15 protein-coding genes are annotated in these 17,258 nt (G+C 44.6%); 13 read left to right on the forward strand and 2 right to left on the reverse strand.

Features of this window, described 5'->3' with window-relative positions; genetic code table 11:
• Positions 1-224: 224 nt before the first annotated feature.
• The 11 genes from F3I09_RS22660 to F3I09_RS22705 all read left to right on the forward strand — a co-directional run bounded on the left by F3I09_RS22660 (position 225) and on the right by F3I09_RS22705 (position 14,318).
• The gene (locus tag F3I09_RS22660; RefSeq protein ID WP_149697330.1) at positions 225-1,532 is read left to right on the forward strand and encodes a S8 family serine peptidase; all 1,308 of its coding nucleotides are present in this window, start codon (positions 225-227) and stop codon (positions 1,530-1,532) included.
• Positions 1,533-1,551: 19 nt separating this feature from the next.
• Positions 1,552-3,447 (forward strand): hypothetical protein, encoded by a 1,896-nt coding sequence (locus F3I09_RS22665; RefSeq protein WP_149697331.1) that lies wholly within the window; start codon positions 1,552-1,554, stop codon positions 3,445-3,447.
• A 34-nt stretch (positions 3,448-3,481) separates the two neighbouring features.
• Entirely contained in the window at positions 3,482-4,519 is a 1,038-nt protein-coding gene (locus tag F3I09_RS22670) for a hypothetical protein (RefSeq protein ID WP_188133919.1), read from the forward strand.
• A 16-nt stretch (positions 4,520-4,535) separates the two neighbouring features.
• Positions 4,536-6,614 carry a hypothetical protein gene (locus F3I09_RS22675; protein ID WP_149697332.1) on the forward strand — a complete coding sequence of 693 codons (2,079 nt, stop codon included), beginning with the start codon at positions 4,536-4,538 and terminating at the stop codon, positions 6,612-6,614.
• 4 nt (positions 6,615-6,618) lie between these two features.
• Positions 6,619-6,783 (forward strand): hypothetical protein, encoded by a 165-nt coding sequence (locus F3I09_RS34160; protein ID WP_188133920.1) that lies wholly within the window; start codon positions 6,619-6,621, stop codon positions 6,781-6,783.
• A complete protein-coding gene (locus F3I09_RS22680) occupies positions 6,780-7,055 on the forward strand; it encodes a hypothetical protein (protein ID WP_149697333.1) in 276 nt (91 codons plus the stop codon). Before F3I09_RS34160 ends, F3I09_RS22680 begins: the two co-directional genes overlap by 4 nt.
• Positions 7,045-7,782 carry a hypothetical protein gene (locus F3I09_RS22685; RefSeq protein WP_149697334.1) on the forward strand — a complete coding sequence of 246 codons (738 nt, stop codon included), beginning with the start codon at positions 7,045-7,047 and terminating at the stop codon, positions 7,780-7,782. The genes F3I09_RS22680 and F3I09_RS22685 overlap by 11 nt, the downstream gene beginning before the upstream one ends.
• Before the next feature lie 12 nt (positions 7,783-7,794).
• On the forward strand, positions 7,795-9,378 hold the full coding sequence (locus F3I09_RS22690) for a M15 family metallopeptidase (RefSeq protein ID WP_149697335.1): 1,584 nt from the start codon (positions 7,795-7,797) through the stop codon (positions 9,376-9,378).
• A 29-nt stretch (positions 9,379-9,407) separates the two neighbouring features.
• On the forward strand, positions 9,408-11,897 hold the full coding sequence (locus F3I09_RS22695; RefSeq protein ID WP_149697336.1) for a glucosaminidase domain-containing protein: 2,490 nt from the start codon (positions 9,408-9,410) through the stop codon (positions 11,895-11,897).
• Positions 11,898-12,028: 131 nt separating this feature from the next.
• Positions 12,029-13,762 (forward strand): hypothetical protein, encoded by a 1,734-nt coding sequence (locus F3I09_RS22700; RefSeq protein WP_149697337.1) that lies wholly within the window; start codon positions 12,029-12,031, stop codon positions 13,760-13,762.
• An 88-nt stretch (positions 13,763-13,850) separates the two neighbouring features.
• Positions 13,851-14,318: a hypothetical protein gene (locus F3I09_RS22705; RefSeq protein ID WP_149697338.1), complete on the forward strand. Its 468-nt coding sequence runs from the start codon at positions 13,851-13,853 to the stop codon at positions 14,316-14,318.
• A 26-nt stretch (positions 14,319-14,344) separates the two neighbouring features.
• Here F3I09_RS22705 and F3I09_RS22710 read toward each other — a convergent pair whose 3' ends face one another.
• Positions 14,345-15,046, reverse strand: a complete 702-nt coding sequence (locus tag F3I09_RS22710; protein ID WP_149697339.1) for a hypothetical protein — start codon at positions 15,044-15,046, stop codon at positions 14,345-14,347.
• Positions 15,047-15,614: 568 nt separating this feature from the next.
• On the opposite strand from F3I09_RS22710, the gene F3I09_RS22715 reads away from it, so the two are divergent.
• Positions 15,615-16,346: a hypothetical protein gene (locus F3I09_RS22715; RefSeq protein ID WP_149697340.1), complete on the forward strand. Its 732-nt coding sequence runs from the start codon at positions 15,615-15,617 to the stop codon at positions 16,344-16,346.
• A gap of 146 nt (positions 16,347-16,492) precedes the next feature.
• Positions 16,493-16,711, forward strand: coding sequence for a hypothetical protein (locus tag F3I09_RS22720; RefSeq protein ID WP_149697341.1), 219 nt, complete (start codon positions 16,493-16,495; stop codon positions 16,709-16,711).
• Between the two features lie 173 nt (positions 16,712-16,884).
• Here the strand turns inward: F3I09_RS22720 and F3I09_RS22725 are convergent.
• Positions 16,885-17,258, reverse strand: a 374-nt coding sequence (locus tag F3I09_RS22725) for a transposase (protein ID WP_188133921.1), incomplete at its 5' end; no start/stop codon positions are given.

Genomic DNA, 17,258 nt, shown 5'->3' on the forward strand with positions numbered 1-17,258 from the left:
TATACAAACGACGCATTAAATGTTCTCTTGACCGTAGCGCGGGTTTTGCGTACTTCTCATCTAATTTAAATATCACTACTACTCGAATCTGCTGCTCCCTCGGCAACAGGTAACATGTGCTGTAACGAAGAATGAAAAACTTATTATTTAATTACCCCAAATGCTGACGAATGGCAGCAATTATCAGTTATTGCCCCTAATCAGACAGTGTTGCATATGCATTTATGAAAGAGCATATCATCATAAAAGTTGTTACACAAGTGCTGGATCAACTACCCGCACATATTCCATACTGGATGGACTTCATCAACGACAAAACAGTTGTCATTGAACGTTTCCATCCGGATGTGGACCGGCTGTTTGATGAAGCTAACTATAAGTTCTGGGTCACCAGGGAATATAAATCTCAATCCAAAGACAGAGTATGGAGTGCCGATGAAATGAATGCCAACCTGCATTGTACCTTCCGTCTCATTTTACAGCGAGATGGGGCCTTGCCTGAACAGACCGTCAAACGTATAGAACATCTCCCCTTCATCGCAGAAGTAAGAACATTGTTACTGGGCACCACTGAGTTCCCCGGAGAAGTTGCCGGTGCCATGGCAGTTGTTTCTGCAGATCCGGGCGAAATGATCTATCTCCCCTATGCCAAAGAATGGACCAGGGGCGTGAATAACGTACGTGTGGCCGTTTTGGATACCGGTGCAAATTTCAGACATCCGGAACTGGAAAATAAAATCGTACTCCGCAGAAATTTTGTAGATCTCCAGGGGCTTGATACTTCTTCTTTCATAGGGGACGTGTTAAACATTAATGCACTACCGGAAGACCAGGTTGGACATGGCACTCATGTGTCAGGCATACTGGCCGCGAAAGGCCTGCGCATGAATGAAGGCGTTTGCCCTTCCTGTGCGCTTATGGTGGTCAGAGTACTGGCTGCCATGAAGAGCGGCAACAAAGTAGTAGGCGCTGGTATTGTGGATAATATCAATAATGGAATAAAATGGGCGGTAGATAATGGTGCAGATGTAATTAACATGAGCCTCGGCATCAAACATTCGGGCGGTGGGCTTCCTCATGAAGATATTGTCAAATACGCAGTCAGTAAGAATGTTACCATCGTTGCAGCCAGTGGAAATGATGGTAGTCCTGAAAAATATTATCCCGGCGCACTGGAAGATGTAATAGCTGTTGGTGCTGTAGACAATGCCGGACAGATGACCGGGTTCTCTTCTTATGGCGCCGATATTACTGTAGTAGCACCTGGCACTAACATATACAGCTCTTATCTTAACAATGGCTACGCACTTTCTTCCGGCACTTCCCAGGCATCACCTTTTGTGAGTGGCGCTGTGGCATTGCTAAAGTCCTACGCCTACGAAAAAGGCAAAAAACTGACAAATACTGACATCACCTATATACTTCGGAACACATCAGACAGGCTTACCAGCAAAGTAAGGGATCAGAAAGCCGGATACGGTCTGCTCAACCTCGCAGATTCATTCAAACTGTTAAACGATATGTTATCATAAATTCTTTAAACATTATGTAATGGCAACGCTAAATTTTTTTCCTTCCACTAATGGCGTTAAAATACGCAGAACCAACATTACGACTAATGGTCTTACTGTTGATATTGACAGTCATGTGAAGGAGCAGCTGACATACCTGAACGATTTGCTGGGCACCCCCATCTATGTCAAGGAAGAAGGTGACTTTCAGACCGCCGAGGGCATGTCAATAAGAGAACTTATCCAACTGCCATTGAAAGCCAGAATGTATGGCAATAGCCACAAAAGAGAACAACAATGGCAGGATGACAGTCTGCTCAATGTCATACACAGCACGATCAACAATTCCAAATATGATAAGATCTACAGTATTGAGGAATATATTGATGCGGAGGATAGACTGTCATTACTCAAATTCGACTTTAAAGAGCGGCTTAGCAATAATTGGAACACCCTGGATCTGAACACCCGTAGCATCCTCAGTTATCCGAGCATTGTTGATTACCTGCTGGCTTATGGCTATAACGCAGGATACACTGAAATCAACGGGCTTACCAATTTCATCTTTGGTAACAAGTCGGGCAACCGCAATGTGATCATCTATACACAGATCAGCGCATCCCGCCAGTATATCCATGAAGAAAGAGTGAGCGTAGAGTTTAATAACGAAAAAAATCCCGTTATTACCGATATACTCAAAGGCAACCCCTCCTTCTCTTCTCTTTCATTCGGTGCGTTTGTAACCAAAACACTGGCAAACTATGTAGACAATAGCAGCGAACTGGATATACTGAAAGATTCCAAATATTATCCGGTTATTCCCCCCAATATGATCCCGAAGCTGATCAAACAGATCAAAGCTTCTATTATTCCTGTAACAGACAGCAATATTGATGTCCTGCTACCCATCTTCATGAATGAGATAGAAAATACCCCGGGGTGGGAAGAGGATACGACTGAAACAGATGGGAGCGCACCGGACTACAGTGTGACCTTTCTGGATGATGACGCAGCTACTGTACAGGTCATCTCTGATAATATACGTTGTGCCGCACAGATGTTCTACTCTATGACACTAGGTGAAGAACTTGATATCTTCAGTGTTGTAAACTTCTTCACACACAAATTCATGGTGAGAGGAAACATCCAGATCTCTGATTCGCAGTTACGGGAAGATCTTCAGATGTATGTATTCTCCAATAAATTCACACATCCGAAGACTGGTAAGATCATTGAACGTACCCGCCCCGCAGAACGCCGCATGTTCTACAAACAGGTGTTCAACTACGGTAATGCTGCTGTGACAGATGATGTGGTGGTGAACAAAGAATTCCCTAAATACTGGCGCGTACTGATCATGGAAGTTGCACGCTACATACAACGCGCACAGGACAGTCCTAATCCGGAAAGCTATGTATCCCGCCAGACCGTTATGCAGGCAGTAGAAGATCTGCAATACAACCTGTCTACCCATTGCTCTGGTATGGCCAACGTGATATCACCGATCATCTACGATGAATTATACTTCGTTATCAAGCGCATACTGAACCATCCTGAAATAGTGAAACAACTCGTGCCTGCAGGTGGTAACTGGTGGAAAGTTGTAGAAATGCTTTATGAAGGAATGAAACATCAACGTCCGAAAACAACTATTCACTACAACAAAGCCAAACTGGGTTACGAAATTATTAACTCCATCGCTGCCTATAATCCTACCACATTTGAAGATGATAAACGCTTCTCTGCATTTATCAGTAATGTGGATGCCTTCATCATCAGCCAGGCGCAGCTGCAACAAAAAGAAGAGGATGAGAGCGAAGAAAGAGATACCAGGGAATCCCCCCGCAGGGAAAGGTATGTTGAAAAAGGAGACGATGAAGAAAGGGCCGAAAAACTCCCTTCTCCTTCAGCAGGCAAGGATGAATGGGACTTTTAATTCAATTGCTAACTAACAAAATGTACTGTCAGCTATGGCTATAAATGTAATACCTTCCAGGACACAGATCAAAGAACTCGCCCGTGCACAGGCAAGAGAAGTGTTGGGTAGCAGTGATGTATTTAAGACTATGTCCCTCGATGACCAGAAAAGCATCTATCTGTCTCTCATAGATGACTATACTTCCAGACAAATGAAAAAACATGGACTGGAAGAAAGTATGGCAACGGATAGTGGTAAACAAATGGGCTACAAAGGGTATGACCCCGGTTTCCAGGGCGACACCAGATCGTTTAAAGAACTGGTGGATGCCGTCGACTTCCCGAAATTCGTGGCCGACTTACTGAAAGCCGTATTTGACGCCAACCTCAAGGTGATGAAACAACAGACAGACAGTTACATCAAACTAATGAAAGAGGCGACAAAGTCTACTGCAGATTTCATCAAAAAGATAAAGGATGATGATGCTTTTGCAACGCTCGCAGAATCCCGCGGAGATAAGTATAATGTAATCACCGAAAAACAGGCAGATGGTAGCTCCAAGCTGGCGCTCACTAGTCCTGAAGGTGAAAAACATGATATGGAAGATGCAGAGGTGAAGAAACATATACTGGAGGCAAAGATCAATATGGCGAAAGAACACCGTGCAGCATTGAGAGAAGTGCTGCTCATGGGCGTAACCCGTCTCGTAGTAGAAAAGGGTGAAATTGACGCCCAGGTAGAATTCTCCATTAAAGCCACCCGTGCCAGTACAGCCCATCATGATGATCAGAACATCAACACCGTTAATACCCACTTTGAAGCAGATGGGGGCATACTCGGCGCCATATTTGGCGGTCCTTCCGTGACTGCAGACATTACTAACACCAATATCCAGGTGAATACGTCTGATAAAAAAGCGACAGACGACCTGACGGCTACACTGAAAGGGCATGTCAATATCAAGTTCAAAACGGATTATTTCAAACTGGACAATTTTGCCAATATGTATGCAGATGGTGGCGTGGCAGCACTGAAACCGGCAGGCAATACACCAGGTATAGCCGCACCGGCAGCGCCTGTTGCACGTTAATTAATAATTACTTGCTATGGCCCTGGCAATTTTACAATGGGAATCAGCAGACAGCCAAAACTATCGCTTCATGATAGATATTGGCACCAATTCCTGGTATCGCTTTAAAATAGGCAGGCAGGTAATTGACAGGGCCGGTATCAAGTGGGTGGATGAGATCTATAAGGTCACTCCCTTTCAACAAAAGAAAAAACTCACTTTCCTGGGCGACAGTCAGGAGGAAATCAGGATACCTAAAAACTACTTTGACGGCGAGAACTGTTACATACAATTGCTAAGTGCGAAAGACAGGAATGGCACCTCTCCTGCTGTGTCAAATGTGATCAGGGTCCCGCTAGGATTCCAGCACGTAAATACAGGACGTCTTAATATTTCACCTTCAGCAAGTATTGATATGCAAACTACAGCCTTCAACCCCATCAGGAATATCTCTCATGAACAGCAATACCTCTCTCAACAGGCTTCTTTAGAAGATATATTGGGTAGCCTGGTGCAGGCGGTACTGCCTGCGGCAATCAGTTTGCTGACGCCTGCCACCAATGCAGGGAACAATGCTCCTGCTTCCGGTGGAAATGCGTCTTCACAGAATCCCACTAATATGCTGACCGGCCTGTTGGGTGCAATCATGCGGGCCGTAGCGCCCTCTATTCCCGCGCTCAGCGGGCAACATTCAGTCAGCACAGCTCAATCACACGACAACAGGTTTTGTGCTGATATTTGTTCTGATAGTGATAGCACTGCCGGAGGCAACCAGTTTTCCAAGCCGTTCGTCTTCGGTATCGATGATGCATTACTGGCTTCCCTGGCAGGGCCGCTTATTCAGCAGGGCGTACAGCTGCTGCCACAACTTATCAATGCCGCGAATCAACATAAACTACAAACACTGCAAGCGAATAATCAGCTCATGACCACCCTCGCAGGTGATGTGCAAAGACGGCTGATGCTGCAACAACTTCTGCAGAACCAGCAACCCGGAGCAGCGCCCAACGTTGATCCTGCGGTACTGGCCCAATTGATCGCACAATTGCAGAATGCGCAACCTGCTGCACCAGCAGCAGCGCCCGCGGGTGTGGCTACCGCACATTCACTTATGCAGAACAACACTGCCTATACATTAAGCAATGGAGTCATACTTACTTTCGAGTCATTGAAACTTTCTGCTTACAATGGAAAGCAGCAACTCCTGTTGCAGCAGGCAGACAAGCTGTTATTCAAAGTAAAACTGAATGTCGGTCAGGCTCCAAAAAATCCGCTGCCAAAGGCGATCTATACTTTCTATTTCAAAGATCCTGTTAGCCGTCAGCTATTGTTGGAGAAAACTTTTAAAAAGAAGGATATCCAGGCAAATACAAGCGTGGACTTTGAATTCATGAAAAACGAATTACTAAGTCTGCCGCTGTATAAGGATCTGGAAATATTCGCAGAAGTGCGCTGGAGAACGTCCAGTGGAAAAGAATACAAAGCTATCGGTAACACGCCGGCTGTGTTTGTACAAAATTATTTTGTTCAACAACAAGGAGACGCAGTATCCTCTGAAAAGGAGCTGACAGACATGAAAGTCTATCGCACTTTCTGGAACAAAATATGGCAGTCCCCTTCCCTCGGCAAGTCAAAATCCCTTTGGGAGCTCAATGCTGATGCCCGTTACACCGTATCACTTTCTGCAGAACACACTGCGAATGGTATTACCAGCACTAAAATGTCTGTTGATGTAAAAGACAAGGAAAGCCTGACAGATACTACGTCTGGCAGGATGAAAGCGGGTATAGAACTGAGCATCACGGAATTAAATAAGTTGCTGGATGGATGGGATGGCAATAAACCACTGGACGACGGGCAACTGGCAGCTATCAAAAATACAGGCTTCGCAAAGTCTAATATGGCGGAGATGATCTATAACATTAAAATGAAAGGCAGGACCTATGAACAGGGCATGGTATGGGTAGTACCTGTATTCAAACTGTTCGAGATCACACTTGGCAAAGTTGATTCACTTACACCAGATGGATACGTAAATGAGATCAGCAGCACGAAAGCGAAATTCCCACTGCCTGTCAGTGTGAGAATACTTGGTATTAAATCTAATAATCAGTAACGCTATGCAACACCCATTTTACTATGGCATGTCAGACGATGACAGCGAAGAAACAACGGCAGGAGAGGCACATGCAACGCCTGATGTTGAATATGTATTCGATGGATATGATATAGAACTGAATGTTAAGGTCGTACTAAACCCTGTTAACAAAACCAATCCGTTATGATGGATGAAGCCTTTCTGCCACTGAACAGCATCATTGATAAGATACTGGATATTCCCGGCGACTTCACAGACGAGGAAAACGGGGTACATAGTTATATATACGAAATAGAAGTCGGCACTCCCATAGAACTGGATATCAGCACAAATGATGATGGAACAGTGAGGATCGGTACTGTACCACCCATGTATAGGGTAGATACCAGCTTCCGTCCATCTTATCACAGCATTACTATAAAAGCTGAAAAATATACAGCATCAGAAGATGGCGAATGATAACAAATACTGGAACCTGGAGGATTTTGTCGACTCTCTCGTAGTAGAGCTGGACAAAACGCGTGAAACACTGGCTATCAAAGCTATCAATAAACCTTTGACCTATACAGTCAAGGACCTCGCCATCGACCTCAATATCTTCCCCACTTTTGACGGAGATCAGATCAGGTTCATCACAGCCCAACCCGGTCAGGAAGGTGCATCGAAGGTCAACATCCAGCTGGGATCAATTACCGACCAGCAAGTAAGGGCCACTACCAAAATGTCAGGACTGAAAAATGACACTAAGATAGAAGAGATCGGTGTAGATACTAAAACGCAGAAAAAACTACGCAAACTCGGTGTGAGCTCTGTAGATGATCTGCAGGCAGTAGAAAAAAAACAAGTAGATATACAACGCGCTACCGACAACGAGATCGATTATAAAACACTGGCCAATCAGATACAGAAATCCAGAAGAAATCAAACACCACCAAAAGTGACTGCTGTCAGTCTTGCGCTCGATGAAAATAAAAGGCCGTATCTGCATGTGCGGGGAGAGAATCTCACATTGGACAAGCAGTATGCACCGGTAACTGTCATCAATAGTACGCTTGCTGAAGTGATGGAGTTCAGTGCCAATGAACTGAAAATATTACTGAATAAAGATCACATCACACAACAGGAATCTGAACTGATCATGACCTTCGATCCTTATACCCTCGTGAAAATGAATATCAGACTTTAAACGTACAGGCATATGAAGAAGAAACATACCTCTTACTCCTGTTATGATGATCTGCTCCGTGATTATTACGGTGGACATCACCGTCCTAAAAGGAAAAAACAGAAGTCGCTGACGGAGAGCTTTGACAACGGGGAAGTGCTCACGGTCAAAGACAATACCCCGTTTGAAGAGTACGTCGTGGCTGCTTCTGCAGATAGTAACGGAGAGATCTTCGAAGAGTATGTTATACAGGCATCTGTTGTAAATGATGAAGCCCATTTTGAAGAGTATGTATTACAATCATCTACGGATGAGGAGAATACATACGTACCTGTATATACACCACCCGTTGCATCACCGGTAAGTGAACACCAGGAGCTGCAGACGAGCGTACTCGACCCCTTCTCGATGGGAAAGGCCATTTCAGACGAAGCAGTTCCACCATCAACGTATCCCGCCATTCCCGGGCCGGATGATGGAAGTCCGGATACGGCAGCCTTACTGGAAGACATCAAGCAAATGCGTGGGCATGAAGCTCCCGAATCTCCGGCACAAGGCAGCGGTTCTCTTTCCTCAAGGGAAGAAGAGATCGTAAATGATCTGCAAGCCATTCTTTCCGGCAAGAAGGTTTATGACCCTGCAGCAAAGAAGACCGTTAACCGGGAAGATGTAGGCAAACAACAATCAGTTGATGAACCGGCGGCTCCGAAAGGAAATGATCCTGCTTTGAAAAATGAACACGCGATATTTGACCGTATCGCGCAAAATATGAAGTTTGCCAATGCATATAACCTGGGTACCATCCAGGTAGATGCACAGGAACTGGATAACCGGTTCAATGATTTCGATAAGATGATGGAAGCACCTCCTCCGTCAGCGCCTGCGAAGAAAAATGTTCCGGCACCCGTTAATAAGAAAAGTGAAGAAGAACCGAATCCCTTAGAGTTTCTGAATGACCTGGACGATATCCACAGATACAACAGCCAGAAACCGGTAGCGACCGTTACGCCCGAGCAGCCTGCCAGTTTGCAGATGAGCCCACCGGATACCAATGGGCCCAACTGGCCGCCACGGCCCACCAGTATCCGCCCGCTAACTACTGCGGAACGTGCCGCAGCATTCGGCACATTCACTTATGAAGCAGATCCTTCCACCTTCGGTGGCGACGGCATCAGGGTAACGAACACCTGGGCTGCGGATAACATTGTACGGGTGAGCATACCTCAGCTGAATGGCAAAAAAATCGGCAATCAGGTTATCCAAAATGGTGTCATCAACTTCCATAAAGCAGGAGAAGAAAGATTAAAAGCCCTCTGGGCTGCATGGGAAGCAGCAGGACTGCTGGACAGAATACTGACCTTTGAAGGTGGTTATGCCGCCAGATATATCCGTGGCACGCAGAACCGATCCCCAAGACCACTCAGTAATCATGCCTGGGGTACCGCTTTTGATATCAATGCCGGCACAAATGGATTTGGACAGGAACCTGCCCTGATGGGACAAAAAGGATGTGTAAGAGAACTGGTGGCTATCGCCAATCAACAAGGCTTCTTCTGGGGAGGGCATTTCAAAGGCAAGAAGGATGGGATGCATTTTGAACTAGGTAAAACACTGTAATTTTTTCACAATACTCAATCCGTTCTAAAATGGAAAATCGTTTCTTTGAAGTAAGCAACCTGCTTGGTGCCGGAAGACGCAGAACTTATGCCAGATCTGCTTCTATTGTGGAAAGATTTGCTAATTCATTCGACGCTGTGGATTATGAGATCCCCGGTACAGTGGATGTCATTAAACAGCCTTCCGGGCTGGTATGCTGGGCTACAGTGGCAACGATGATGATTTCCTGGCGGGACCACCGTTCTACTTCTATTGAGACTGCAATAGGCGCGATCGGGGCCACTTATCTTGCAAAGTTCAAAGCCAATCAGTGGCTACTGGCTACAGAAAAGATACCTTTTCTGAATGCAGCCGGTTTCGAATTCAAATATCCCCAGAGTTTAACCATTTCAGGCTGGGAACAACTTATGCGTAACGTTGGTCCTTTATGGGTCACTACCGCAGAAGGCTCTGATGCCAAATTTGGCATACATGCACGCATCATGACCGCCATCAAAGGCGATGGTACCCCTCAGGGTACTACGCTGACCATCATAGATCCTGCTACGGGTACCACCTATCCGGAAAAATTTTCTGACTTCCTGGTGAAATTTGAACGGGAAGTACGCATCAGCCAGGACTGGGATGGCAGGATACAGATCGTACACTGGCCGGCAGGCGTATCTGCGGCCCATTCCTTCTCTGCTTTTAACGCTGCCATATCATTTTCTACCTTGTCCACCAGCGGCGTTGATCTTATCAAAAGGCTGGAAGGTTTCCGGGCAAGAAAATATAATGATCAGGCAGGCCATTGCACCATCGGTTACGGCACCCTGATACATAAGGGGAACTGCAACGGTGCAGCTTCTGAACAGCCCTACGAAAATGGTATCACAGATCAGCGGGCTACAGAACTGCTGATGGAAAGAGTAAGTGATTTCCAGCAAACGGTTAATCAACAGATTTCCGTAACACTGAACCAGAACCAGTTTGATGCACTCGTCAGTTTTGTATATAACATCGGATCTGCCAACTTTAAACAGTCCACTTTACGCAGGGTGCTCAATGAAGGGAACTATGGTGCGGTACCGGGTGAAATGAGAAAATGGGTGAAGATCAGGCAGAATGGCGCATTGGTGACCTCGCAGGGACTAGTGAACCGCCGCAATGCAGAGATAGAAATGTGGAACGGTAGCGCCAGCAACGCACAGTCATTCTCTTTGGAAAACCGTGCATTTTTCTCCAATGATCTTACGGTACAGGACGATTTTATACAGCAATTTGCACAGAATGCAATAGACAGCATGCGTCAGACCCGTGTACCAGCTTCAGTAACACTGGCACAGGCGGCACTGGAATCTGGCTGGGGCAAACATGCTCCCCGCTTTAATTTCTTCGGTATCAAGGCCGGTTCTTCGTGGACCGGGGAAAAACAGCTCCTGACTACTACCGAGATCCATAGTGATAACGACCGTAGCCGTCACCCCTATCCGGAGATTATATCCATCGAACAGTTTACAGATGGCAATGGCAACACGCGCTATCGCTGGCGGGTAAAAGATAATTTCAGGGCTTACGCCAATGCAGTAGAAAGTTTCAACGACCATGGCAACTTCCTCGTCAGCAATGGCAGGTACCGCGAGGCCTTCAATCACACTGATGACGGACGTCAGTTTGCCCGCGAGATTGCCCGTGCAGGTTACGCTACAGATCCAAACTATGCGAATGCCCTCATTTCCATCATAGAACATAATAACCTGCTGCGTTTTGACACCGCTACTCCTGCACCATCAGGAGCACAAAGCATCAATGGCTTAGCTACCGCCAAAGGACTTACCGTACAGGAGGTAGCGGAACAGATACTGTCTAATCCCGGCAGGGTTGTAATCCCCGCCAATATCCGGCAACAGTTGGAACAGATCAAGGCCAATGGTACATATACACTAAGCAACAATACGTTTACTCCATCATTGAGCCTGCTGCAAAGTATTTCACAAATGCTCTATTTTTCTCTTGACCACAACAGCAGCGCCAATCCGGCCTTTGGTATTCTCAGTTATATCCGGCCGGCATCTTCTCATCATTCCAACGGCACTGCTGTTGATCTTACACATATTGACGGCAAACGAATTGATGTACGTAATCAGCAGCAATGCCTGGATGCCGTAGTAGCAGCTATTAATAATCTCGCTCCGGGTAGTTATGCACTGGGGTTGCCAAGACCACCTTATGCGGATGGTGCAGGCGCAGACCATGACTTTAATACCTATAACAGGCATATCACCGTATACGCCAATACGCAGCCACCTACACTCCTCCCGGAATATCAGAACCTTAACACCACTGGCAATTTCTTCCTGCCTAACCGCTGGAATGAACACTCCCCTACCGGTAGTACCAACGGCGATCTTGGACATATCACCAACGAGACGTCCAGGAATACCCTGCGTACAGCGATCAGTAATGCACAGGCAAGAGGCGCCAATATCAGGTATCTTTTTGCTGATGCGTTGGATCACCTGCATATACAGGCGTTGTAGGAGTGGTGGTTTGTCACCTGCCATCAAAATAAGGTTCCGGTAACCGGCAGTCTTGCCGCTTATAAATCTCTTTATTGCACTTTTAAAAGGAGGATTAAATTCGCGCCCAAGAAATCTAATCCTCCTATCCTATGTTTAAATTACGACCTGTTACATTGTGGGTGACCTTACTAATATCATTAGCGTTACCCAAAGGCACAATTGCACAAAACAGAGAAAAGATCAAGGCTGATCTTATTTTTAAAATGCTCGACTTTGATGCACGTTTCAGAATGATACCAGGCTACAGGGATAGTGCATGCCGCATGAATCTGGCCAACCAGGCGAAAGCGGAGTATCTTGAATTCAAGCAAACCTACCAGGCTAACACCGCTCTTTTCGCTAAGAACGAACGGGAAAAATTGAATGAGGTGGTAAGCTCATGCGACAAGATTTTTTTGAAAGATGAGGTTTTCAGCGCTCTCAAACAGCCGGATTATCTTTCTTCCAAAAATCCATCAAAGGGTGAAGTGATGGATAAAGAGTGGATCGACATTCATAAGGCATGTCTCTATGTGCTCATTAAAGATCTGACTGTCAGGAGCAATTATGAGCTGTTGTATGAATTTTCAAGACTAGCGGCAGCCGCAGATGTAGCCAGGAATGGACTGCCGTCATGTCATCATTATGCTGATTCTCTGCTGACCAAAGGAGGCCCTTCACTCGACCAACATTTTCAGAAAGCGCAATTGCAAAACAGCGCTGAATCGAACAGCTATTTCCAACAGCTCATCACCGCTTTTAAGAATAAAGCTGCCGATCTGCCCGAGCAAACGAAAGCCATGTATGCCAGCAGGAACATGCTGATACTATCGCCCGAAGGGGAAGAAGCGGATATCCACCTGATGACCCGGTATCCCGGTACTCCTTTACACCTCGATGGCCTCATCAAAGAGCTGACAGAAATGGACAAATATTCCATCGTCGCGTCGCCCGCTGCTCAACGTGATATGATGCACAACTCTATACTTTTCCAAAGCAAAGCGCATAAGGCGGAGAAAAATGAAACAGCAGATTATACTTTTCAAATCATAACCCCCGGTATCCTGGATCTGCAATACAAGACGCCGGAGTATTCTACTGATTTCGGACGACCAGGATATATTTCTATAATAACTTATCGCTGCCCGATAAGTATAATAGTACTGAATAAAGAAGAGAGAATAGAGCGAACATTTGTAGTGACTGGGGAAAATAATATTTTCAGCGACACCTTGCATGCGAATGTACTGGATAATTTCAGACCAGGGATGGGCCTTATTCCATTTCGATCTGATACGGCATGTTACGATGCAATGAATGACGCTAACCTGAAGAACAACATTAGCGGCCTGTTATTCAGCAAAAAATGGAATGAAGCAGCTCCCGTCATTACTGCGACACTTAATAATGGCTACGGTTACTGGAAAGCATTGAGAGAACAATATGCTATTTATGGCGTAAAGAACCCCGAAGCGGGCTATCAGGATATTGCTAACATTGTAGACAGTACAGACTATGCGATAAGCCATCTGGGTACGGAAACAGTGAGAACTTCCTGTAAGGCCGCACTTTCCCGTATGCTTGAAAAATATCAGGAGATATTGCAACGTCCTGACATCAGTCAGAATGTGAGAATACTTTGTATGCGGAATTCCATACAAGCTGCTATGCTATCTGACCAGTTAGAGCGAACCATGACACTGATCGCCGACTACAAAAAGGTAAATCCCAAGGATTATCTTGTACCGTCTTTTAATTTTTCTATATTTTCCTTTCGCAACTGGATGATGAAAAACGGTGCTGCAACTGTTACACTGCCTCCGTATTCAAAACCGCGCTTTTAGGGTGATAATTAAGGAGAGAATACCTGGCAGGATAACAATGTACTGGTAGAAATTTTTCTTAAATTGACCGGTATTCAATCAACAACTTATGACGCGCCAGGAAATGATCACCTTTAAAACCAGGCTAAAAAAGGCCGGGGAGGTACTGATAGCAGAACGAATCGCAATGGCGAAATCGGCCGTTGATAATGCACAGGAGGCAGCGAATAGTGAAGACAAAAGCTCGGCGGGTGACAAATATGAAACAGGAAGAGCGATGGGGCACCTGGAAAAAGATATGTATGCAAGACAACTGGCAGAAAATATCAGGGAGTTTGACAAATTACAGAAAGTAAATACAGACATCATCTATACTACTGTTCAATTGGGGGCATTTATAAGGTGTCAGACATATTCTTTCTTTATAGCAGCCGGATTAGGTAAGCAGGTGATAGATGATCAGACAATATTCTTTCTTTCACCCGATGCCCCGCTGGCGAAATTGCTGTTACACAAAAAAGCGGGAGATAGTTTCCTATTTAATAAAATGGATATGGTGATCCTCGAGATCTATTAAATGAGGCCATCACGGGAAAGATAACGTTAAACTGACAAACCGGCCTGGTGCACTTCCAGGTCGGTTTGTCCTTTTTTCACAAAGGCAGCGTGAGTAATTTTCTTATTCTCTGCAGGTTGTATATATGCTGCGGGAGCGTCTTTTACATCTACCTTCACGCCTTCTGCGTCGATATTACCAGCAGGAATGTCGATCTTGATACCAGTGATTTTGTTGGCAGTACGTCTGAATATTATCTGGCCGCCATATTGCTCTACGTTAAAGGTATCTGCTTTCTGACGGCTCAGATCTGCGCTACCGGCACGACCGCTGGCGTTAAGGATACCATCTCTCAACGTTACTTTCACTTCATCCGCATCATCACCCTGCCCCATTTTGTAAGTACCTACATATTCTGTCAGGTCTTCTATACGAATACCTTCTACATCTATATTACCTGCAGGGATGTTTATCTTGATACCGGAAACCTGTTTAGCGGTATTACGAAGGAAGATCACTTCGCCACCATATTCATCCACAGAAAAGGTATCAGGTTTCTGCATGCTGAGAGCTGCACTCCCCGCACGGCCGCTGATAGTCAACTTATCCTCTGTTAACTCCACTTTCGTATCTTCTGTGGCATCCCCCTTGCCTACTTTGTAAGTGCCAGGATATTCCGTTAAAGAACTTTTCTGGGCATGTACCCCAAACGTGATGAAAAGCGCTGCGAACAATAAAACGTGTTTCATAAAATTATTATTAAGCGGGAAAATTAGTCTGGTAGCGTGAGTCATACAACAAAACGAGTATGAAATAATTGTTATAAAATTGTTCTGCAAACATAAGACAGGCCCCTGCGGTGTATCCGCGGAGATAGGCCTTAAATTCTCTCAGAAAGTATTATCTCCATTTCCAACTTATCATCCCAACATTGTTCAAATTTTACAATGTCCACTTTGTCATTGTAATAGGAGACTTTCACCTTCCCCACCTGGGCAAAACAATTGTATGTCAAAATTGTCAATGTTGTGATTAGAAATAGTCGCATTATATCTAGTCTATTATTCCTTAATTAAGCACTTCATCCAATATTCGCTTAAAGCCATATTAACAGCTGGTTCTTGCTGGCATTCCATGGTCGTTTCACTCGCTCCCCTGATGCTTACATTCTCCCTAATATACAAATTCTATTTTTACTGATAACATACGGTGGGGGGTATCAATATGACATTTCATTCAAATTTCATATATTCATTCCTGAAATATCCTAATACAAATTGGGAGGTGAAAACCTATACTTATTAAGCACATAGAACAATGATTCAAGGCAACAATTTTAAAATTATTTCCTACAAGGATTTGAAGGGAATGTTACCTGCAGGCAATAAGCTGGAAGCGCTGTATGAAAAATCAAAAGACCAGACGAAATTCGATGAAAGTCTTTTCCCCGTTTTCGAAGGCGATATAGAAACAGAAACCCTCGATCTTTTTAATGATATTTATTGGGAAGTTTATTACAAATATGTAAATGAAGCGGAGAACCTGCGTCTTTCCCAACCGATAGTACTGGGCAATGTACATAGCAAAGTTTTGAGTTTTTATGAAGGATTGATAGCAGGGAATGTGGAAACTAAAAATATGTGGACACGATACCCTGACCATAAAGACGATCTGGCTCAGATTACGGGTAACTTAACTGTAGAAGAGGTATTTTTTATTGAAGGAAGAGGTCTTAAAAAAAGTACCTGTCTTTCGGTGATGGGAGATGCGGCTATTCATACGCTGATAAATATGTCTGATGCAGAAGTAAAAGGCAAGAAACTGTCCGTCCAGAAAGGATTTTCATTTCCGTTCATTTACGCTACAAAGGATAGAGGCAAACATGCATTGAAGAAAACGGACTGGAGTGGCCATACCCTGGAAGAGCTTACTGGTTATTTCAATAAAGAACTGCTGGACATGGAATATAAAAACTCCGACGTGGACAAGTTCTTTAATGTGGGTACTAAATTATCAAAGGAATACCATAATTATCTTACAAAGAAATAAATCAACATGCTCAATCGTTCCCACGATAGGAGAATTATCTAACCTGATGCTAAAGCATTTACAGGCTTTTGCCGGATAGCCGGAACTGGCAACTTGACGAAGTTATTACCAGGACAACTGGCCCTATTTTGTTTATCTTGCATATTATGCAAAATGAAAAAACATATGTTTTTGTTCCCGGAGGATGGCACGGTGGTTGGGCTTACGATCCAATAACTAACAAACTGGGGCAGTTAGGAAAAAAAAGTATCTCATTAACCTTACCAGGCCTTGAAGCACAACCCGGGATGCAAGACAAGATAATAAATTTAGATACTCATATACAGTTCGAAGCCTTCGCGGTGTTTAAGTTATTAGTACAGTGAGCTTTCTATAAGCTAAAATATAGTGATGTTGAAGAAAATTAATCCGCTGTCCTTCTTAAGAATGCTTATAGAAACGGAACTTAATTTATAGGCCTCACAGGGGGCGGTTTCATCGAGACTATAAAATATATTGTGTAAACGATAAGGCAACTGTTTAGAGCCGACATCTGTTTTCAAAGATCGTTAAAAATTGATGGAGAGAGAGTCATACTCCATTTCTTTTCGATGTTCATTATAGCCAGGTATACCGCCTTTTGAGCCGCAGTATCGTCAGTAAACTGTACCTTCGTCTTTGTGTACTTCCTGATACCTCTGTTGAGATTTTCAATAGTGTTGGTGGTATACATGATCTTGCGGATCTCCAGGGGGAAGTCAAAATAGCTGGTAAGATTATCCCAGTTGTTCTCCCAGGACTGAATAGCGTGACGATATTTAGTCCCCCATTTGGTACCAAATGTAATTAATGCCTGCTCCGCGGCTTCTCTGTTTGTAGCACCATAGACCTCTTTAAGGTCGGCACAAAACTCCTTTCTGTCTTTCCAGACTA

The organism is Chitinophaga sp. CF418 (assembly GCF_900142925.1).
Classification (GTDB): Bacteria; Bacteroidota; Bacteroidia; order Chitinophagales; family Chitinophagaceae; genus Chitinophaga.